The sequence below is a fragment of the Kitasatospora sp. NPDC008115 genome, from assembly GCF_042957205.1.
In the GTDB taxonomy this organism is placed as follows: domain Bacteria; phylum Actinomycetota; class Actinomycetes; order Streptomycetales; family Streptomycetaceae; genus Kitasatospora.
On sequence record NZ_JBIBHU010000008.1, the window covers coordinates 120,081 to 139,810 of the forward strand.

The following is a 19,730-nucleotide window of genomic DNA, read 5'->3' on the forward strand; positions in this document are numbered from 1 at the left end:
CCGGAACGCCCGAAGGCCGACCCCTCTCCCGAGGGGCCGGCCTTCGCCGCTCCGTCCTGAACCGCCTGGTCACACCGCCAGTTCGGCGACGTCCTCCTTCGGGGACTCCGGGGTCCCCGGCACCTGCGCGACGGCGGGCTTCTTGTTCCGCAGCACCACCGCCGCCAGCAGGGCCGCCGCCAGGACGCCCACCGCGCTCACGATGAGGGTGGTGGACATCGCCGAGGTGAACGCCTCCCGGGCCGTGTGGGCCAGGCCCGCGTCGCCCTTGGCCCCGGCCTCGGCCAGCGCGCCGATGATCGACTGCCTGGCCGGCTCCGAGGTGCCCGCCGGCATCTTGTCGGCGTAGCCGCTGGCCAGCAGCGAGCCGAGGATCGCGATGCCGAGCGCGGTGCCCGCCTGCTGGATGGTGTCGTTCAGGGCCGAGCCGACGCCCGCCTTCTCCGGCGGGATCTCCCCCATCAGCGCACCGACCGCGGCCGGCATCGCGAGACCGGCGCCCAGGCCGAGCAGAGCCAGCGCCACCGCCGGGACGGTGAAGCCGGTGTCCGCGTCGACCGTGCTGAGCAGGACGAACGAGCCGGCCATCAGCCCCATGCCGACCAGGACCAGCGGGCGGAAGCCGATCCTGGCCGTCAGGCCGGCGCCGACGCCGTTGCCGATCAGCGCGGCGACCGCCATCGGCACGAAGGCCAGGCCCGCCTTCATCGGCGAGTAGTCCAGCACGAACTGCAGGTACTGGGTGAGGACCAGCAGCAGACCGCCGTTGCCGATCTGGACCAGGGTCAGCGAGAGCGAACCGCCGCTGAAGTTGCGCTGCTTGAAGAGCACCAGAGGGACCATCGGCTCCGCCACCACGTTCTCCCAGATCACGAAGCCGCCGAGGGCCACGACCCCGACCGTCAGGGAGATCAGTGAGGTGCCGCCGAACGCGCCGTGCTTGGGGATCTCGATGATCCACCAGATCAGCGCGGTCATGCCGACCGCCGAGAGGACCGCGCCCAGCGGGTCCGGCTTCTGCCACGGGCCCTTGGACTCGGGCATCAGGACCAGCGCGGCCGTGATCGCCAGCACCACCACCGGCACGTTGATGAAAAAGATCGAGTGCCAGGAGAAGTGGTCGATCAGCAGGCCGCCGAGCACCGGGCTGCCGACCAGGCCGAGCATCGAGACCGCGCCCCAGGCCGCCATGGCCTTGCCGCGCTCGTCCTCCTCGAAGACGGTGATGAGGATCGACAGCGTCGAGGGCATGATCAGCGCGCCGCCGACGCCCATCGCCACCCGGCTCGCGATGACCTCACCGGGGTTGGTGCAGAGGGTCGCCGCCAGCGAGGCCGCCCCGAAGAGCAGCAGGCCGAAGATCATGATCTTCCGCCGGCCGAACCGGTCGCCGAGGCTTCCCGAGGTCAGCAGCAGTCCGGCGAAGACCAGGATGTAGGAGTCCAGGATCCACTGGGTGTCCTGTGCGGTGGCGTTCAGGTCCTCGGTCATCGACGGCACCGCGACCGTCAGCGCCATGCTGTCGACCACCAGGACGAGCGTGCTGAGGCACAGCACGATCAGGATCCACCAGCGCCGTGGGTTACGGCCTTCCATGATTTCTTCCCCTCCGAAGTACGACGTGCGTACGATGTTCCGTCGATGCGCACACTGTACGCAGTGTGGAACAGTGTGCGCAACCTTGCGTCCTGTACGCTCACCGCGAACGGTGTACGCAGGGATTTCCTTGTACCGATCCCCTGAGGGAGGACCGGCCGATGGCCGCCAAGACGAACCCGATCCCGTCCGTATGGGCCCGCCGCCAGCGCGAGCCCGACCAGCCCGCGCTCAGCCGGGAGACGATCGTCCGTGAGGCGATCGCCATGCTCGACGCCGACGGGGTCGAGGCGCTCTCGATGCGCAAGCTCGGCGCTCGGCTCAACGCCGGCGCGACCTCCCTCTACCGGCACGTCGCCACCAAGGACGAGCTGATAGAGCTCGCGGTGGACGAGGTCTTCGGCGAGATCCCCGTTCCCGATCCCAGCGCCACCGACTGGCGGGCCGACGTCACCGCGACCTGCGAGGCCTTCCGAGACACCACGCTGCGCCACCGCTGGCTGGGGTCGGTGATCGGCCAGGCCGGACTGGTCTACCTGGGCCCCAACCTGATCAACGTCTCCGAGCGGATGGCCGCGCTCTTCTCGGCCGCCGGCTTCCCGGAGCCGTCCCGGGCGATCGACACCACGCTCTCCTACGTGCTCGGGATGAGCACCACCGAGGCCGCCTTCCTCACCACGGTGATGCGCAGCGGCCAGAGCGAGTCCGAGTTCATCGCCGGATTGATGCCCTCCGCCCAGGAGGCGGTGGCGGGGCACGAGTTCCTCTCCGACGCCTTCGCCGACGCCGCGGCCAACGCCGTCAAGGACCCGGCCGACCTGCGGCACGAGAAGTTCGCCTACGGCCTGAACGTCATCCTCGACGGCCTGGCGCTCCGCCTGCCGCCCCGTTAGGGGCCGTGATGACCCCGCGGCCGCCGCCCGTCCCTGCGGCGACCGCGGGTGCCGCGACCACCCTCGCCGTCAGCGCTTGACCGGACGGCGGAAGGCGGCGCGGGCCCAGAGGTACCCGGCGGCGGTGAGCCCGGTGCACCAGGCCAGCGAGACGACCCCGCTCGACCCGATGGCCGTGCCCATCAAGAGCCCCCGCAGGGTTTCTATGAGCGGCGTGAACGGCTGGTACTCGGCGAACCAGCGCAGCGCGGTGGGCATCGACTCCGGCGGCACGATCGCACTGCCGACGAAGGGCAGGAACTGCAGCGGCAGCGGCAGGTTGCTGGCGCTCTCCGGCGTCTTGGCGACCAGGCCGATGCCGGCCGACACCCAGGTCAGCGCGAGCGTGACGAAGAGCAGCAGCCCGCCCGCCGCCAGCCACTCCAGCGGATCGGCGTCGGGGCGGAAGCCCATCGCGAAGGCGGCCGCGACGACGATCAGCAGGCCCGCCACGGTCTGGATCAGGCTGCCGAGCACATGCCCGGCCAGGAAGGACGAGCGGGCGATCGCCATCGTCCGGAACCGGTTGACGATGCCCTCGGTCATGTCGACGCAGATCCCGACGGCCGTCACCAGCGAGCCGGCGGTCGCCGCCATCAGCACGATGCCGGGCGTCACGTAGTCGATGTAGTCGCCGCCCCCGATGCCCGCGCCCAGGGTGTCGCCGTAGGCGTAGTTGAAGAGCAGCAGGACCATCACCGGCATCAGCACGACCGAGAAGGTCATCGCCGGGTAGCGCCGCGCGTGTTTGAGGTTGCGCCGCAGCATCGTCAGCGAGTCGCTGACGGCGTAGGACATCGTGCTCACCGGGCTGCCCCCTCCGCGGTCAGGGTCAGGAAGACGTCGTCGAGGTCGGGCGTGTGGACGGTGAGTGACTCGGCCCGGACGGCCGCGTTGTCGAGGGCGTCGAGCACCGCCTTCACCGTGAGGATCGAGTTGTCGCCGGGGATCGAGAGGGTGAGTTCCTCGGCGTCGGCGCCGGCGTAGTCGAACAGCGCGGCGGCCGCGTCGAGGTCGCCGGGGCGGGCGAAGTGGAGCCGGAGGTGGCCGCCGGGGATGCGCCGCTTGAGTTCGGCGGCCGTGCCCTCGGCGACGATCCGCCCGCCGTCGAGCAGGGCGATCCGGTCCGCCAGGTGGTCGGCCTCCTCCAGGTACTGGGTGGTCAGGAAGACCGTGACGCCCTGGTCCTGGACCAGCCCCTCGATCAGCTCCCACATCGTCCTGCGGCTGCGCGGGTCCAGCCCGGTGGTCGGCTCGTCGAGGAAGATCACCCGGGGGTCGCCGACCAGCGTCATGGCGAGGTCGAGCTTGCGCCGCATGCCGCCGGAGAAGGTGGTGACGGGCTTCGTGGCCGCCCCGGTCAGGTCGAAGCGCCGCAGCAGCTCCGCCGCCCGCCGCTTCCCCTCCCGGCGGGCGAGGTGGTGCAGGTCGGCCATCAGGCGGAGGTTCTCCTCGGCCGTGAGCAGGTTGTCCACCGCCGAGAACTGGCCGGTGACGCCGATCGCGGCGCGCACCCGGTCGGCCTCCCGGAGCACGTCGTGGCCGGCCACCCGGACCGCCCCCGCGTCGGCCGGGAGGAGTGTGGAGAGGATCTCCACGGTGGTGGTCTTGCCCGCGCCGTTGGGCCCGAGCAGGGCGAACACGGTGCCCTCCGGGACCCGCAGGTCGATGCCGTCGAGCACGGTCCGCCCGCCGAGGGCCTTGGTCAGGCCGACGGCGGAGATCGCCGTGCTCGGCCCGAGCGTGCTGCTGATGGTGGTGGTCATGCTGGTCGCTCCCCCTGTGCTGTGGTCGGACCGGCGGCCGGTCAGGCGCGCCGGATCACGATGTCGCCGAGCTGGGTCCGGGCCCGCACTTCGAGCGTCTCCGCGGCTTCCCCCGGCGCACCCGAGGTCTCCAGCGCGTTGCGGACGCCGCCGACCTTGGTGTGCACGTCGAGCCAGGCCGCGGTGCCCTCCCGGATGCCGATCTCCAGATCGCCGATGGAGGTCTGCAGCACGGTGCGGCCGCGGACCACCTCGCCGATCCGGATGGTGCCGTGGGCGGACTTGGCGTCGACCCCGGCGAGCGCGCTGCCGACGGTGATGGCGCCGTTGGAGGAGTTGGCCCGCAGTTCGCCGCCGACCTGCCCGACCACCGTCTCGCCGTTGAGGTTCTTGACCGTCAGTGCGCCCGCGACGCTGTTGAGTTCGATCCGGCCGGAGGACAGCACCTCGGCGTCCCCGTCGGCCCGCCCCAGCCGGACCTCGCCGTGGTCGCTCCGCAGGTGGACGGCGGCCGCCTCGTCGACCTCGATCCGGCCGACCGAGGTCTTCAGCCGGCAGTCGCCGAAGACGCCCTCCAGCAGGAAGTCGCCCATCGGGACGTCACCGCGGACCGCGGAGCCGGCCGGCACCTCGATCGCGACGTCGATCGATCCCGCCCGGCCGAAGATCGACCGCTTCTTCGGGGCCTTGAGGACCAGCGCGCCGTTGGCGCAGGTGACCTTGGTCTGCTCGGCGATCCGGACGTCCACCTCGGAGCCCGGGTCGGCCGGGCGCACCTCGACCACCGTGTCGGTGCGCTTGGCCGCGATGATCCGCACCGAGCCGATGTCGAACTCCAGGGTGACGCTGATCGGGTCGGGGGTTTCGAAAGAAGGCATGGTTGTCCCGTCCTCATGGCTCTGCCCTGCGTTTCCGCAGGTGGTAGGGGTGAGGGTTGGCGGATGGATGGATGGATGGATGGATGGCGTGGTGGACGCGGTGGACGGACGGCTAGCGAACCCAGCCCGTGAACCCCTGGCCGGTGGCCCGCCTGGTCCGCGGTTCGGACCGCACGGGCGCGCCCGGGTCCAGCGCGGCGGCGACCGCCCGGACCAGCCAGGCGTTGACCGAGAGCCCCTCCTGGCCGGCGGCCTCCTCCACCCGGGCCTTGAGGTGGGCGGGCAGCCGGAAGTTGATCCGGGCGGTGTTGCCGTCGTCGGCCGCCTCGCCCGGGCCGCCGGCCGGGAGCCCGGACGCCACGGGTGGCACCACCGGCGGCACCGGTGGCACCAGCCCGACACCGGCCGGCTCCATGCCGTGGAAGGAATCGGCGCCCGGCGGCACCGAGACCACGAACTCCGGCTCCAGCCCGCGCAGCCGGACGTCCACCGACCCCGGCGCCAGATCCCGCGTCACCTCCCCCATGGCATCGGAGAGCGCGTTCAGCAGCGTCAGCCGGGCGGCCGATTCCAAGGGCAGGGTCAGGCGCTCGGCCAGGGCGCGTGCTTCGTCCCCGCCCGCGCCCGCGGCCACCGCGAGCTCGTGCCGGAGGTTGTCGACGTACGGCGTGAGATCCATGGCTAGAGAATGGCACACTCATGGCGCCATGTCGAGCTTTTTTGGCACCACACCATGGCGCCACTCGAACGAGTGAACGGCACCACTGGCGCCGAAGGCCCCGCCGACACACGCCGACGGGGCCCTCGGGAGCGCGAACGCGCAGGTCAGACCTGGCGCCACCGCGTCAGGTGGGCGTCGATCTCGCCCGCCAGCCGGGCCTTGCCCGGGGCGTCGAGGAAGGACGCCTCCACCGCGTTCTTCGCCAGCGCGGCCACCCCGGCCTCGTCCAGGCCGAGCAGCCGGGCCGCCACCGCGTACTCGGTGTTGAGGTCGGTGCCGAACATCGGCGGGTCGTCGCTGTTGACGGTCACCAGCAGCCCGGAGTCGACCATCCGCTTGATCGGGTGGTCCTCGATCCGCTCCACCGCGCGGGTGGCGATGTTGGAGGTCGGGCAGACCTCCAGCGGGATCCGGTGCTCGCCCAGGTGCTCCAGCAGCGCCGGGTCGTTGACCGCCTGGGTGCCGTGGCCGATGCGCTCGGCGCCCAGCACCCGCAGCGCGTCCCAGACCGTCTCCGGCCCGGTGGTCTCGCCCGCGTGCGGCACGCTGCGCAGGCCGGCCGCCCGCGCCCGGTCGAAGTAGGGCTTGAACTGGGGGCGCGGGACGCCGATCTCCGGGCCGCCGAGGCCGAAGCTGACCAGGCCCTCCGGGGCGAGGTCGACGGCCAGCCGGGCGGTCTCCTCGGCGGCGGCGAGCCCTGCCTCGCCGGGGATGTCGAAGCACCAGCGGAGCACCACCCCGAGCTCCTTCTCGGCGCGCAGCCGGGCGTCCTCGATGGCCTCCATGAAGGCGACGTCGGGGATGCCCCGGCTGACCGAGGAGTAGGGGGTGACGGTCAGCTCGGCGTAGCGGATGTTCTGCCGGGCCATGTCCTCGGCGACGCCGTAGGTCAGGGCGCGGACGTCCTCGGCGTCGCGGATCAGGTCCACGACGCTCAGGTAGACCTCGATGAAGTGCGCGAAGTCCGTGAAGGTGAAGTACTCCGCGAGGGCCTGCGGGTCGACGGGCACCCTGGCCCGGCCCTCGTGGCGGGCGGCCAGCTCGGCGACCACCCGGGGCGAGGCCGATCCGACGTGGTGGACGTGCAGTTCCGCCTTGGGCATCGCGGCGATGAACGCCTCGATGGAGCGGTCCGCGGGGGCCGCGGGGGTGCTGGCGCTGGGGGTTCCGATCCGACTTCCGTCCGGCTGGACCACGGTGGTGCCCTTCTTCTCTGGATTCTGCGCACGGAGTCCGCGCACTGGGTTCTACGCGCGTTTCGAGCGGTGCTGGCAAGGATAGGCAGCCGACGCTCAGCCGCCGAGCGCGACCGCCGCGGTGTGGATCAGCAGACCGGCGAGCGCCCCGACCACGGTGCCGTTGATCCGGATGAACTGCAGGTCCCGGCCGACGTTGGCCTCGATCTTGCGCGAGGCGTCCTCGGCGTCCCAGCCCGCCACCGTCTCGGAGATCAGCGAGGTGATCTCGGCCCGGTAGGTGTCGACCAGGTACTGGGCGGCGTCCTGGAGCCAGCCGTCCACCTTGGCCTGGAGCTTGGCGTCGGTGGCCAGGCGCGTGCCGAAGCTCCGCACGCCCTCGCGGATGCGCTGGCGCAGCTCGCTCTCCTCGTCCTCGGCGGCGTTCAGCACCAGCGAGCGGACGGCGGCCCAGGTGGAGGCGATCAGGTCCTGCACCTCGGGCCGGGCGAGCAGTTCGCCCTTGGCCCGCTCGACCCTGGCGATGGTCTCCGGATCGGTCTGCAGTTCGGTGGCGAAGTCGGCGAGGAACTTGTCGATCGCGCCGCGCGCCGGGTGCCGCTGGTCGTCCCGTATGTCGGTGACGAAGCGCATCAGCTCCTTGTAGACCCGCTCGCCGACCTGGTGGTCGATGAACTTCGGGGTCCACCCGGGCGTCTTCTGGGTGACCCGCTGGACCACCTCGGCGTGGTTGTCGGTGAGCCAGTCGTGCGCCCGGACGGTGATCAGGTCGACCACCCCGTGGTGGCCGCCGTCGGCGACCACCTTGCCGAGCATCCGGCCGGCCGGTTCGGCGACCGAGGTGGCGGCGGCCCGCCGGGTGACCGCCTCGGCGACGACCGCCTGCACGTCGTCGTCGCGCAGCACCGCGAGCACCCCGCGCAGCGCCGCCGAGGCCTCCTTGGTGACCCGCTCGGCGCTGCCGGGCGCGGCCAGCCACTCGCCGAGCCGCCGGGCGATGCCGAGCGCGGCGAGCCGGCCGCGCACCACGTGGCCGGAGAGGAAGTTCTCGCCGACGAAGTCGCCGAGCGAGCGCCCGAAGGCGTCCTTCTTGGTCGGGATGATCGCGGTGTGCGGGATGGGCAGGCCGAAGGGACGGCGGAACAGCGCGGTCACCGCGAACCAGTCGGCCAGCGCGCCGACCATGCCGGCCTCGGCGGCGGCCGCCAGATAGCCCGCCCAGGCGCCGGCGCCGGCCGCCTTCGCCCAGGTGGCCAGGGCGAAGACCAGGGTCGCGAGGCCCAGCAGGCCGGTCGCGATGGTCTTCATCCGGCGGACGCCGCGTCTCTTCTCCTCGTCGGCCGCGGTGAACCGCATTCCGGGGCCGGTCCCGCTGAAGGCTTCGTCGCTCACCCCGCCAGTCTGCCCGCTGCCCGGCGCGAACGGACGGCGCGCCCGGCAATCGCGCGCCGGTCCGGTGTGGCACCCGCCCGCGCGAGCCGATCCGCAAGGGCGGACATCAGCGCGCAGCGGCCGTCACACGCCCCCGAGCACGATCCGGCGCACCCCGTCCGCGCCCGCCCACCGGGCCGGATCGGTGCACCGCCGCCCGTCCAGCAGCACCCGGACGCCCGGCAGGTCGGCCGGCGCCAGCTCCCGGTACTCCGGGTGGTCCGCCTGGAGCACCGCCGCCGCCACCGGCTCGCCGCCGTACGCGGGCAGGCCCAGCGCCGTCAGCTCCCCGGCCGGGTACAGCGGGTCGGCCACGTACGGCCGGGCGCCGGCCGCGCGCAACGCCTCGACCAGCGGGAACACCCCCGAGTACGCGCTCTCCTTGACCCCGCCCCGGTACGCGGCGCCGAGCACCAGCACGCCCTGCCCGGCGAGCCCGCCGCCCAGCGCGCCGTCCAGCACCCCGACCGCGTACGCCGGCATCTCCAGGTTGGCCGCCCGCGCGGCGCGCACCACCGTCGCCGAGGGGTCGTTCCACAGGTAGAGCCGCGGGTAGACCGGGATGCAGTGGCCGCCGACCGCGATGCCCGGCCGGTGCAGATGGCTGAACGGCTGCGAGTTGCAGGCGTCCGCGACCGCCGCGAAGTCCACCCCGATCCGGTCCGCGTACCGGGCGAACTGGTTGGCCAGCGCGATGTTGACGTCCCGGTAGGTGGTCTCGGCGAGCTTGGCGAACTCGGCGGCCTCGGCGGACTCCAGTTCCCAGACGCCGTTCGGCCGGCCCAGGGCGTCCAGGTCCGGGCGCGGGTCGAAGTCCAGCACCGCCCGGTAGAACCCGGCGCCGCGCCGGGTGGCGGCCGGGTCGGTCCCGCCGACCAGCTTGGGGTAGCGGCGCAGGTCGGCGAAGACCCGGCCGGTGCGGACCCGCTCCGGGCTGAAGACCAGCGCGAAGTCCCGGCCGGGGGTGAGCCCGGAGCCGGCCGCCAGCCGCGGCGCCCAGCGGCCCCGGGTGACGCCGACCGGCAGGGTGGTCTCGTAGCTGACCAGCGCGCCCCGGCGCAGCCCGGCCGCGACGGCGTCGGTGGCGGCGTCGAGCAGGGTGAAGTCGGGCGCGCCGTCGGCGGTGGTGACCAGCGGGACGACCAGGACGACGGCGTCGGCCCCGGCGACGGCCGCCGTGGTGTCGGTGGTGGCGCGCAGCCGCCCCTCGGCGACCACCCGCTTGAGCGCCTCGTCCAGCCCGGCCTCCCGGGGGAACGGCGGCCGGCCCTCGTTGACGGCCTCGACGACCGGCGCGGCGACGTCGGCGCCGGTCACCCGGTGGCCCTTGGCGGCGAACTGGACGGCGAGCGGCAGGCCGAGCTTGCCGAGGCCGACCACGCAGACGTCGAGCGGACGGTCGGCTGGCGGCCGGACGTGGAGCGGGTTCACCGGCCACCCCCGTCCACCCCGGTCCCCGCGGAACCGGCCCCCGCGGAACCGGCCCCGGCAGCACCGGTCCCCGCGGAACCCACCCCGGCCACCGCGTTCGCCAGCCGCCGCCACGCCGGGTGGCGCCGCAGCCGCCGGCGCACCCCGACGGGCACCGCGCCCCGCCACAGCTGCTGCACCAGCCCCGGCGGCGGCGCGGCCACCGCCCCGGACGCCCCGGACGCCCCGGCCTCCCCGGCCACCCCCACCGGTTCCTCCCCCAGCAGGAACAGCTCGTCCGCCAGCCCCACCGAGCCGTCCCGGAACACCGGGTAGCCCGCGTACCGCCGCCGCACCCCGTCCGCCCCGTCCTCCGTCACCTCCGGCGGCGCGCCGTGCTCCGCCTCGTACGCGATCAGCTCGCACAGCACGCCGTGGCTCCCGCGGGCCGCCAGCTCCAGCCGGACCCGGTCCGCCGCGGCGAGCCGGTGGTACACCTCGTGGGCCGCGAAGCGCCGGACCAGTTCGCCGACCCCGGCGCAGACCTCCTGCCGCACGGCGGCGTCGAGCGCCAGCAGGCCGGCCTGGAGCAGCTGCGGCACCTCCCAGCCGAAGTGCCGCGCCCTGATCGCGTCCAGCTGCCCGCCGGGCGCGGCCAGCTCGGCGGCCACCCACTGCACCGCCGCGACGCCCCGGATGCGGTCCAGCGCCCCGGCCCGCTGGGTGACGTTGCCGCGGTCCTCGCGCAGCACCAGGAAGTAGTGGTCGTAGTCGGCGAGCACCGAGATCCGCCCGGCCCGCAGGCAGGCGGCGAGGGTGAAGGGCTGGTCGGAGTAGACCTTCAGCTCCTCCCTGCGGGCCAGGTTGTGCCGCCGGACGAGGTCCAGCCGGAACAGCTTGGTGTCGGCGAGCGCCCAGGCCAGCGCGGAGTCCTCGAAGCCGACCGAGGCGGCGGAGGCGTCGAAGATGCCCTGCGGGACCAGCCGCCCGTTCACCCCGATCTGCTTGGGGATCAGCACATCGGACTCCCAGGCGTCGGCGGAGGCCACCATCCGCTCCAGCGACTCGTCGCCGAGCCAGTCGTCGGCACCGAGGAAGAACACGTACCGGCCGCGGGCCAGCGCCAGGCCGCGATTGGTCGGGGCGGCCGGACCGCCCGAGTTGGCCTGGTGGACCACCTGGAACAGCCCGGGGTGCCGGGCCGCGTAGGTGTCGAGCAGCTCGCCGCCGCCGTCCGTGGAGCCGTCGTCGACCGCGACCACCTCCATACGCGCGTGCCCGATGCTCTGCCGGACCAGGGAGTCCAGACAGGCGGTCAGGTACGGCATGGTGTTGTAGACCGCGATCACCACGGTCACGTCGGGAACGGTCATCGGGTGCTGCCCTCCGGTGCGCGGCTCGCCAGGACGGTGCCCGGCGCCGCGCCGCCCGCGGAACGGGACGGACGGCGCGGCGCCGGACGATGCAACGGTCAACCAGTCGGCGCGGCACGGGGTCACGTCCGCCACCCGCACGGGCGAGCGACTCCGGACACCCGTTCCCCGGTCGAACGCTCAGCCGATGGCGACCTCCGCGTACATCCGGGCGATCACGTCCTCGATCGCGGGCTCGCGCACCGAGAGGTCGACCAGCGGGTAGCGGGCGGCGACGGCCGCCACCACCGGGGCGGCGCTCTGCTCGGCCGGGAAGGCCAGCCACTGGCGCGGGCCCTCGACCCGGACCACCCGGGCACCGGGCACCTCGACCGGCGGGCCGGCCTCGGCCAGGTCGACGACCAGGGTCCGCTCGCTGTCGCCGGCGGCGTGCAGGCCCTCCAGCCCGCCGTCGTAGACGACCCGGCCGTGGTCGATCACCATGACCCGGTCGCAGAGCTGCTCGATGTCGGTGAGGTCGTGCGTGGTGAGCAGCACGGTGGTGCCGTGGTCGCGGTTGACCTCGCGCAGGAACTCGCGGACCTTGCCCTTGCTGATCACGTCCAGGCCGATGGTCGGCTCGTCCAGGTACAGCACGGCGGGGTCGTGCAGCAGGGCGGCGGCGAGGTCGCCGCGCATCCGCTGGCCGAGCGAGAGCTGGCGCACGGGCGTGTCGAGCAGCGCGCCGAGGTCGAGCAGCTCGACGCAGCGTTCCAGGTTGGCGCGATATCGGTGGTCGGGGATCCGGTAGAGCCTGCGCGCGAGTTCGTAGGAGTCGCGCAGCGGCAGGTCCCACCAGAGGGTGGTGCGCTGCCCGAAGACGACGCCGATCCGGCGGGCCAGCGCGGCCCGTTCGCGGGCCGGGTCGACGCCGGCCACGCGCAGCCGGCCGGAGCTGGGGACGAGGATGCCGGTGAGCATCTTGATGGTGGTGGACTTGCCGGCGCCGTTGGGGCCGATGTAGCCGACGCACTCGCCGGCCCGGACGGTGAAGCTCAGTCCGTCGACGGCGCGCACCTCGCGCTTCTCGCGCTTCAGCCGGCCGGTCCTGGCGCGGACGGTGAAGGTGCGGCGGACGTCGTCGAGTTCGATCAGTGCCATGGTTCTTCCTTGGTACGGGGGACGGGGAGTCAGCTGCCGGCGCCGCGGTAGGCGCGCAGGCCGGCCCGCCAGACCAGTCCGGCGGCGGCCAGGCTCAGCGCGGCGGCCAGCGGCGAGGCGAACCGGAAGGCGGCGGGCAGGCCCAGCGGGTCGGGCTTGTCGAGGATGCGCAGGGCGGGCAGCCAGTTGACGAAGGCCAGCGGCACGCCGAAGACGGTGCCGGCGACCAGCTCCTTGGCGAACACGGTCGGCGGGTACTGCAGCAGGGTCGCGCCGCCGTAGGTGAAGGAGTGGTGCAGCTGCCCGGACTCGCCCCACCAGAACTGCAGGCTGGCGAAGCCGATGAAGACCGCCGCGAAGATGAGGGTGCCGCAGACCAGCAGCACGGGCACCAGCAGCACCCGGTCCCAGGTCCAGTGGACGTCCAGCACGGACAGCGACCAGCCCAGCACGGCCGCGGCCTGCACGGCCCGCCCGACCCTGCGCAGCGAGAAGCGCTCGGCGCAGACCTGGGCGAGCGCGGGGGCCGGCCGCACCAGCATGGTGTCCAGGGTCCCGGTGCGGATGCGCTCGCCGAGGGCCTCGACGGTGCCGACGAACAGGTTGGCCGTGCCGAGCGCGAACACGGAGGTGCCGTAGAGGAAACCGAGTTCGGGCAGGGTCCAGTCACCGAGGCTGTCGGTGTGCTGGAACATCAGGATGATCACGACGAAGTCGAGGAAGGTGATGACGACGTTGGCGAGGGCCATCATCGCGAACGACGCCCGGTAGGACATCAGCGCCCTGGTCCACATGGCGGCGGTGAGCCACCAGGAGCGCACCGCCCACGCCGTCCGGGCGGCGAGCGGTTCACGGGGACCGCCGAGCCCGGTGGTCCCGGGGGTCGTCAGGGCCTGGTCAGCCACCCTGGACCACCACCTTGCGGGTGGCGAGCAGCTGGACCAGCCGGCCGGCCGCGAGCAGCACCAGGGCCCAGGCCAGCTGGAAGCCCAGCGCGCCGAGCAGCCCGGTGCCGGTGACCCGCTCCAGGAAGACGTCGGTGGGCACCTTCACCAGCGCGGCCCAGGGCAGCACCGGGGCGAGTTCGCCGAGCCGGCCGGGGAAGAGCGCGAGCGGCAGCAGCATCCCGGAGAAGAAGATCGACACCATCAGCATCAGGGTCCGCACCCCCTCCGAGTCGTGCAGCCAGAAGCCGGTGAGCGCGACCAGGAACCGCAGGCCGAAGCTGACCACCACCGCGAGCAGCACCGACAGCAGGAAGACCACCCAGGTCAGCGGGTGTTCCGGCATCCGGGTGCGGAAGGCCAGGACGCCGACCAGCACCGGCGGCGCGCCCCGGCCGAGCAGGTGGAAGGCGGCCCGGCCGAGGTCGTTGGCCAGCCACCAGCCCTGGAAGTCCACCGGGCGGTAGAGGTCGACGGCGATGTCGCCGCTGCGGAAGCGCTCCTGGATGTCGTCCTCGAAGCCGCCGCCCATCACGGCGACCGTCATCAACAGGGCCTGGCTGACCCAGATGTAGGTGACGGCCGCGGCCTCGTCGTAGCCGCCGAGACCGGGGCGGACGTGCCACAGGGCGAGGAAGGTGTAGGCGAGGATGAAGCCGAAGACGGTGTTGGTGAAGGCGCCGGCCAGGGTGGCGGCCCGGTAGGTGGAGAAGCGGAGGAACGCGCCGCGGACGACCGCGGCGTACAACCGCAGGGCGGCGCGCGCGCCGCCGCCGGGATCAGGAGGACGGGATTCCCTCTGCCGAGACTCAAGCTCCTGCATATTGTCTCCTTATCGACAAATAGCGGCACAGGGAGGTCCCTGACCGCAGCCGCACATGCCGGACCGGCCCCGGCCGCCCTCCCCCGGGGGTACCGGGCCGGGCGGACGGAGCTGAACCGGGCCGAAGCCCGAAAAGCGGCCGCGCTATGTGGTTTGCACCTTTCACCGTACTGCGGCGAAGTCCCGCACGCACCCGGTTTTTCCACCACCCGTACGGAGTCGCCCCGGCGCCTGATCGACAGTCAAATAGCACATAATCTCCGCATGACCCCGAGCACCAGCCGCCGGACCAAACGGGCCGCCCGCCGCGAGGCGCGCCGCGCCCTACCGCTTCGGCGACGCCTGCTGCCCACCTGGCGGGTCACCCTCGGCGCCGTCCTCACCACGGCCCTGCTCGCCGTCGGCGCGTTCGCCGTGCTCTACGTCATCGTCCCGCTGCCCGACCCCAACGCCCAGGCCGTCGCCCAGAGCAACGTCTACCTCTACGCCGACGGCGTCACCGAGATCGCCCGCACCGGCGCCGTCAACCGCACCGACGTCACCATCGACAAGGTCCCGGTCAGCACCCGGCAGGCCGTCGTCTCCGCCGAGGACCGCACCTTCTACCAGAACCGCGGCATCGACCTGACGGGCATGGCCCGGGCCGGCTGGAACAGCCTGACCGGCCAGGGCCTGCAAGGCGGCTCCACCATCACCCAGCAGTACGTCAAGAACTACTACCTCACCCAGAGCCGGACCATCGAACGCAAGGGCCGCGAACTCCTCATCGCCCTCAAGGTCGACCAGCAGCGCGACAAGGACGAGATCCTCGCCGGCTACCTCAACACCAGCTACTTCGGCCGCGGCGCCTACGGCGTCCAGAGCGCCGCCCGCGCCTACTACGGCGTCGACGTCTCCGAGCTGACCGTCCCGCAGAGCGCCTACCTCGCCGCCCTGCTCCAGGCCCCCAGCGCCTACGACGTGAAGACCGCCACCCCCGCCAACCGCGAGAAGGCCGTCGCCCGCTGGCACTACACCCTCGACGGCATGGTCCAGCTCGGCTTCCTCAGCGCCACCGAACGCGCCGGGCTCGTCTTCCCCGACCCGCTCGACCCCCAGCCCGCCTCCGGCCTCGCCGGCCAGGCCGGCTACCTGGTCGGCGTCGCCGACGAGTACCTGGTCGGCAGCGGCATCCTCGACAGCGCCACCCTCAAGGCCGGCGGCTGGCGCATCACCACCACCTTCGACCAGCACAAGCAGGACGCCTTCGCCCGCGCCGTCCAGGACGAGCTCACCGACGAACTCGACCCCGAGGCCCGGCCCGACACCGACACCGACGTCCGGGTCGCCGGCGCCTCCGTCGAACCCGCCACCGGCCGCGTCGTCGCCGTCTACGGCGGACCCGACTACGCCGAGCAGCCCTACAACGACGCGCTGCGCCAGGACAACCAGATCGGCTCCACCTTCAAACCCATCGACCTCGCCGCCGGCCTCACCTCCCACCACAGCAGCGGCGACGGCCGCCCGATCACCACCGAGACCCGCTACGACGGCACCAGCGAACGCCCCGTCACCGACGGCCCCACCCCGTACGCGCCGCCCAACGAGGACGACATCGACTACGGGCCCATCACCCTGCGCCAGGCCATGGCCAAGTCCGTCAACTCGGTGTACGCGCAGGTCGGCGTCGACGCCGGACTCGACCACGTCCGGGAAACCGCCATCCGGCTCGGCATCCCCGACGACGTCCCCGGCATGGACCCGGCCAACACCTCGATGACCCTCGGCACCGCCACCCCCAGCGCCCTCGACCTGGCCGGCGTCTACGCCGCCCTCGCCAACCACGGCGAGGCCCACCGCCCCTGGTCGGTGGCCGGACTCGAACGGGTCAACCCCGGCACCGGCCCCGTCGACCCGCCCGAGCTGCCCGGACACGAGCCCGCCGCCGCCCTCGACCGGGGAACCGCCGACGCCGTCACCGACGTCCTGCGCGGGGTCGTCAGCACCCACGGCACCGGCGCCGAGGCCCTCGGCCTCGGCCGGCCCGCCGCCGGCAAGACCGGCACCACCGACGCCAACCTCTCCGCCTGGTTCGCCGGCTACACCCCCGAACTCGCCACCACCGTCGGCCTCTTCCGCGAGCACCCGAAGACCCACGCCAAGGAACCGCTGGCCGGCACCGCCGGCTACGCCCGGATCAACGGCGGCGCCTTCCCCACCCGGATCTGGACCGCCTACATGGGCGAGGCCCTGGAAGGCACCGACGTACAGGACTTCGACCTCGAACCCGGCGAAGGCAGCGGGCGGCCCGCCGCAGGTCCCACCGACACCGCGACCGCCACCGCCACCGCGACCACCACCCCCACGCCGACCCCGGAGCCCACCGCCGACCGCGGCGGCACCGTCCAGGCCCCGGCCGCCCCCGCGGTACCGGCCAACCCCGCGGCCCCCGCCGCACCGACCGTGCCCAGACGGCCCACCACGGCCCCGGCCCCGGCCCAGACCGCCACCACCCCGACCCCCGAACGGACCACCGCCGACCCCGAACCGTCCACACCCCTCGCGCCCACCCCGCAGGAACCCGACCAACCGCAGGCCACCCCCAGCACACGGCCCACCGCCGACCGCCCCACCGCCGAACCACCCACCACCGTCGCCCCCACCAAGGCCCCGGACCCCACCCCGCACACCCCGGCCCCGCCCGCCACCGCCAAGCCCCCTGCCACCGCCCAACCGGCCACCCCGCCCCCGGCCTAGGACCTCCTACGCCACCAGTTCACGCTCCAGCGGCGTACGGAACCGCGGCGTCACCCGGACCTCCCCCAGCCAGCCCGCCAGCCGCTCCGCCTGCGCCGCGACCGCCGCCCGCGCCCCGGCACCCGCGTCCTCGAACAGCCGCCACACCACCTCGCCGTCCGCCCGCTGCGCCCAGCCGCCGACCACCCGGCCGCACCACCACACCGTCGGCCCCGCGTTCCCCGCCCGGTCGAACAGCGCCGGCACGTCCTCCGGCCGCAGGTACCAGTCCCGGCCCCGCCAGCCCATCACCGCCGGATCCAGCCCCGGCAGCAGCGCCGCCCACGGCTCCGGCTCCGCCACCGGCCCCTCGTCCCCCGGCAGCACCAGCGCCGCCGCGCCACCCTCCAGCGCCACCTCCACCGCGCCCACGTCGGCCAGCGCCCGGCGCACGTCCCCCAGCGTCCAGCCCGTCCACCACTTCACGTCCTCGACGGTCCCCGGCCCGTACGACGCCAGCCAGCGCCGCACCACCTCCGCCTTGGCCTCCCGCGCCGGCACCTCCGGCCACGGCGCCACTGGCGCCCACGGGTAGCTGTTGCTCAGCCACGACCCGCGCGGCCGGCACCGCCGCACATGCCCGTCCGAGGCCAGCAGCCGCAGCAACCGGCTCCCCACGCTCTGCTTCGCCTCGTACGGCTTGCCCGCCGACATCAGCATCGTCTCGCGCAGCGCCGGCACGTCCGCGCCCAACTCGGCCGTGGTCGCCTCGCCGCGCACGGCCAGCGCCGCCAGCACCGCCCGCTCGGTCCGCGCCAGCCGCTCCGGGCTCCACCCGTCGGCGAACTCCGCGAGGTGCTTCAGCAGCGTCGCCCGCTCCTTGGCCGCGATCTGCCGCGCCGCCGCCGCGCTCACGTACGGCGCGAAGGCCTCGGTCACCGCGAACAGCGTCCGTCGCATCGACAGCAGCTTCACCAGCGAAACCTCGTCGTACAGCGCCCGGTCCACCTCGGCCGCCGACGGCTCGCGCAGCCGCGCGCACGCCGACAGGTACACCGTCGCGGGGTCGGAGGCGTGCAGCCCGACGACCGCGTCGGCCACCTCCTCCACCCGCCCCGCCCACCCGGTGGGCGCCAGCAGCAACCGCCGCCCCAGCCGTGCCCGCCGCTGCCCGTCGTCGATCACCATGGGCGGATCCTAGAACCCGCCCGGCCGCCGGGCGACAGAACGGGGGAACCCGTGCGGCCGGCGGGCGCGGCGGACCGGGAAACGACGGTGGACCGCCGCGCCCACGGCACGGCAGCCCACCGGGGAAGCCCGCTCGGCGGCTACAGGTAGAGCCCCGTCGAGCCCTCGGTGTCACCGAAGCGCATCGCGGCGACGGCGTGCAGGTCGCGCTCGCGCAGCAGCACGTAGGTGGCGCCGCGGACCTCGACCTCCAGCTTGTCCTCGGGGTCGTAGAGCACCCGGTCGCCCGGCTCGACGGAGCGCACGCTCTGGCCGACGGCGACCGCCTCGGCCCAGGCGCAGCGCTTGGAGATCTCCGCGGTCGCCGGGATCAGGATGCCGCCGGTGGAGCGGCGCTCGCCCTCGCCGGCCTCGGTCTTCACCAGCACGCGGTCGTGCAGCATCTTGATCGGCAGCTTCTCGCCGAGCCGGTCGTGACGCGGCGAGTCGGCCTCGCCGGGAAGGGACTGCTGGGTCGGTTCGTCGTTCGTACTCACGACCCCGAAGGTACCGGTCCCGGGCTCGGCGTGTGACGCCAGCCCGGTGGGCGAACGGCGCCGGGCCGGGCACCGGGTGCCCGGCCCGGGGGGGTGCGGGCGGCGGTCAGCCCTTGCGGCGCTTGCGCGCCGAGGCGACCAGCAGCACCAGGCCGACGCCGACCAGCGCGGCCGGGACGATCCGCTCCTTGCGCGGCTGCCCCTTCTCGTCCACGAACTGCGCGCGGGCCTGCTCGACCAGGCCGCTCGCGGCCACGTAGGCGCGGCCGGCCTTCTCCTCGACGGCCGCCACGGCCTTCGCCTTGACCTGGGCGGAGATGGTGGTCGGGTGCACGCGCACGGCGAGCTCGTCCAGCGTCGCCGCCAGCTGGGTGCGGGTCCGGGTGATGTCCGCCTCGATCTGGGCGGTCGTCCGCGCCGACTTGTCCGTACTGCTCGCCTCGCCCACGCGGGCCACCCCATTCACTGATGTTCGTCCTGTGCGACTGACCCAGTGTGTCAGCTACCACGCGGGGCCGCGCGGCCCCACCCACCATCGGAGGTAAGTTTGCCGTGGTACGACCGCCCGTCCAGCACCAGGAGAAATCCCGTGAGTGAGCGTCTCCAGCCCGGCGACACCGCGCCCGCCTTCACCCTGCCCGACGCCGACGGCAACGAGGTGTCCCTCGCCGGCCACCTCGGCCGCAAGGTGATCGTCTACTTCTACCCGGCCGCGCTCACCCCCGGCTGCACCAAGCAGGCCTGCGACTTCACCGACAACCTGGAGGTCTTCGCCGGCGCCGGGTACGACGTCATCGGCGTCTCGCCGGACAAGCCGGAGAAGCTCGGCAAGTTCCGCGAGGCCGAGAACCTCAAGGTCACCCTGGTCTCCGACCCGGAGAAGAAGGTGCTGGAGGCCTACGGCGCGTTCGGCGAGAAGAAGCTGTACGGCAAGACCGTGACCGGCGTGATCCGCTCCACCGTGATCGTGGACGAGCAGGGCAAGGTCGAGCACGCGCTGTACAACGTCAAGGCGACCGGCCACGTGGCCAAGCTGCTGCGCGACCTCAAGGTCGAGGCGGCCTGACGCAGCGTCCGGACA

General features: G+C 73.5%; 18 protein-coding genes. 3 read left to right on the forward strand and 15 right to left on the reverse strand.

Translation table 11 applies throughout. The annotated features are described in order from the left end of the window. Positions 1 to 69 precede the first annotated feature (69 nt). Positions 70 to 1,596 (reverse strand): MFS transporter, encoded by a 1,527-nt coding sequence (locus ACFZBX_RS12975; RefSeq protein ID WP_391533571.1) that lies wholly within the window; start codon positions 1,594 to 1,596, stop codon positions 70 to 72. A 161-nt stretch (positions 1,597 to 1,757) separates the two neighbouring features. Here ACFZBX_RS12975 and ACFZBX_RS12980 point away from each other — a divergent pair, with 161 nt between their 5' ends. Further along, positions 1,758 to 2,489: a TetR/AcrR family transcriptional regulator gene (locus tag ACFZBX_RS12980; RefSeq protein ID WP_391533572.1), complete on the forward strand. Its 732-nt coding sequence runs from the start codon at positions 1,758 to 1,760 to the stop codon at positions 2,487 to 2,489. 69 nt (positions 2,490 to 2,558) lie between these two features. Here the strand turns inward: ACFZBX_RS12980 and ACFZBX_RS12985 are convergent, their stop codons facing one another. The 11 genes from ACFZBX_RS12985 to ACFZBX_RS13035 form a co-directional block, all read right to left on the reverse strand. After that, the gene (locus tag ACFZBX_RS12985) at positions 2,559 to 3,335 is read right to left on the reverse strand and encodes an ABC transporter permease (protein WP_391533574.1); all 777 of its coding nucleotides are present in this window, start codon (positions 3,333 to 3,335) and stop codon (positions 2,559 to 2,561) included. Then, positions 3,332 to 4,294, reverse strand: a complete 963-nt coding sequence (locus ACFZBX_RS12990) for an ATP-binding cassette domain-containing protein (protein WP_391533575.1) — start codon at positions 4,292 to 4,294, stop codon at positions 3,332 to 3,334. Before ACFZBX_RS12990 ends, ACFZBX_RS12985 begins: the two co-directional genes overlap by 4 nt. A 41-nt stretch (positions 4,295 to 4,335) precedes the next feature. Then, positions 4,336 to 5,172, reverse strand: coding sequence for a DUF4097 domain-containing protein (locus ACFZBX_RS12995; protein ID WP_391533577.1), 837 nt, complete (start codon positions 5,170 to 5,172; stop codon positions 4,336 to 4,338). A gap of 112 nt (positions 5,173 to 5,284) precedes the next feature. Then, on the reverse strand, positions 5,285 to 5,851 hold the full coding sequence (locus tag ACFZBX_RS13000; RefSeq protein ID WP_391533579.1) for a hypothetical protein: 567 nt from the start codon (positions 5,849 to 5,851) through the stop codon (positions 5,285 to 5,287). A 146-nt stretch (positions 5,852 to 5,997) separates the two neighbouring features. After that, positions 5,998 to 7,065, reverse strand: coding sequence for an adenosine deaminase (locus ACFZBX_RS13005; protein ID WP_391533731.1), 1,068 nt, complete (start codon positions 7,063 to 7,065; stop codon positions 5,998 to 6,000). A gap of 120 nt (positions 7,066 to 7,185) precedes the next feature. Then, positions 7,186 to 8,445: a DUF445 domain-containing protein gene (locus tag ACFZBX_RS13010; RefSeq protein WP_391533733.1), complete on the reverse strand. Its 1,260-nt coding sequence runs from the start codon at positions 8,443 to 8,445 to the stop codon at positions 7,186 to 7,188. Positions 8,446 to 8,604: 159 nt separating this feature from the next. Further along, on the reverse strand, positions 8,605 to 9,951 hold the full coding sequence (locus ACFZBX_RS13015; RefSeq protein WP_391533580.1) for a nucleotide sugar dehydrogenase: 1,347 nt from the start codon (positions 9,949 to 9,951) through the stop codon (positions 8,605 to 8,607). Further along, positions 9,948 to 11,303: a glycosyltransferase family 2 protein gene (locus ACFZBX_RS13020; protein WP_391533581.1), complete on the reverse strand. Its 1,356-nt coding sequence runs from the start codon at positions 11,301 to 11,303 to the stop codon at positions 9,948 to 9,950. Before ACFZBX_RS13020 ends, ACFZBX_RS13015 begins: the two co-directional genes overlap by 4 nt. Positions 11,304 to 11,483: 180 nt before the next feature. Next, the gene (locus ACFZBX_RS13025) at positions 11,484 to 12,443 is read right to left on the reverse strand and encodes an ATP-binding cassette domain-containing protein (RefSeq protein WP_391533583.1); all 960 of its coding nucleotides are present in this window, start codon (positions 12,441 to 12,443) and stop codon (positions 11,484 to 11,486) included. Positions 12,444 to 12,472: 29 nt separating this feature from the next. Beyond that, complete coding sequence (locus tag ACFZBX_RS13030) at positions 12,473 to 13,348, reverse strand: ABC transporter permease (RefSeq protein WP_391533585.1); 876 nt, start codon at positions 13,346 to 13,348, stop codon at positions 12,473 to 12,475. After that, complete coding sequence (locus ACFZBX_RS13035) at positions 13,341 to 14,141, reverse strand: ABC transporter permease (RefSeq protein ID WP_391533735.1); 801 nt, start codon at positions 14,139 to 14,141, stop codon at positions 13,341 to 13,343. The genes ACFZBX_RS13030 and ACFZBX_RS13035 overlap by 8 nt, the downstream gene beginning before the upstream one ends. A 333-nt stretch (positions 14,142 to 14,474) precedes the next feature. Here ACFZBX_RS13035 and ACFZBX_RS13040 point away from each other — a divergent pair, with 333 nt between their 5' ends. Further along, entirely contained in the window at positions 14,475 to 16,946 is a 2,472-nt protein-coding gene (locus tag ACFZBX_RS13040) for a transglycosylase domain-containing protein (RefSeq protein ID WP_391533587.1), read from the forward strand. 6 nt (positions 16,947 to 16,952) lie between these two features. Here the strand turns inward: ACFZBX_RS13040 and ACFZBX_RS13045 are convergent, their stop codons facing one another. The 3 genes from ACFZBX_RS13045 to ACFZBX_RS13055 form a co-directional block, all read right to left on the reverse strand. Continuing rightward, positions 16,953 to 18,113, reverse strand: coding sequence for a winged helix DNA-binding domain-containing protein (locus ACFZBX_RS13045; RefSeq protein WP_391533589.1), 1,161 nt, complete (start codon positions 18,111 to 18,113; stop codon positions 16,953 to 16,955). 140 nt (positions 18,114 to 18,253) lie between these two features. Continuing rightward, the gene (locus ACFZBX_RS13050) at positions 18,254 to 18,556 is read right to left on the reverse strand and encodes a co-chaperone GroES (protein ID WP_078881937.1); all 303 of its coding nucleotides are present in this window, start codon (positions 18,554 to 18,556) and stop codon (positions 18,254 to 18,256) included. 199 nt (positions 18,557 to 18,755) lie between these two features. Beyond that, the gene (locus ACFZBX_RS13055; RefSeq protein ID WP_380764210.1) at positions 18,756 to 19,097 is read right to left on the reverse strand and encodes a DUF3618 domain-containing protein; all 342 of its coding nucleotides are present in this window, start codon (positions 19,095 to 19,097) and stop codon (positions 18,756 to 18,758) included. A gap of 141 nt (positions 19,098 to 19,238) precedes the next feature. On the opposite strand from ACFZBX_RS13055, the gene bcp reads away from it, so the two are divergent. Next, positions 19,239 to 19,715, forward strand: a complete 477-nt coding sequence (gene bcp, locus ACFZBX_RS13060) for a thioredoxin-dependent thiol peroxidase (protein WP_391533591.1) — start codon at positions 19,239 to 19,241, stop codon at positions 19,713 to 19,715. Positions 19,716 to 19,730 lie beyond the last annotated feature (15 nt).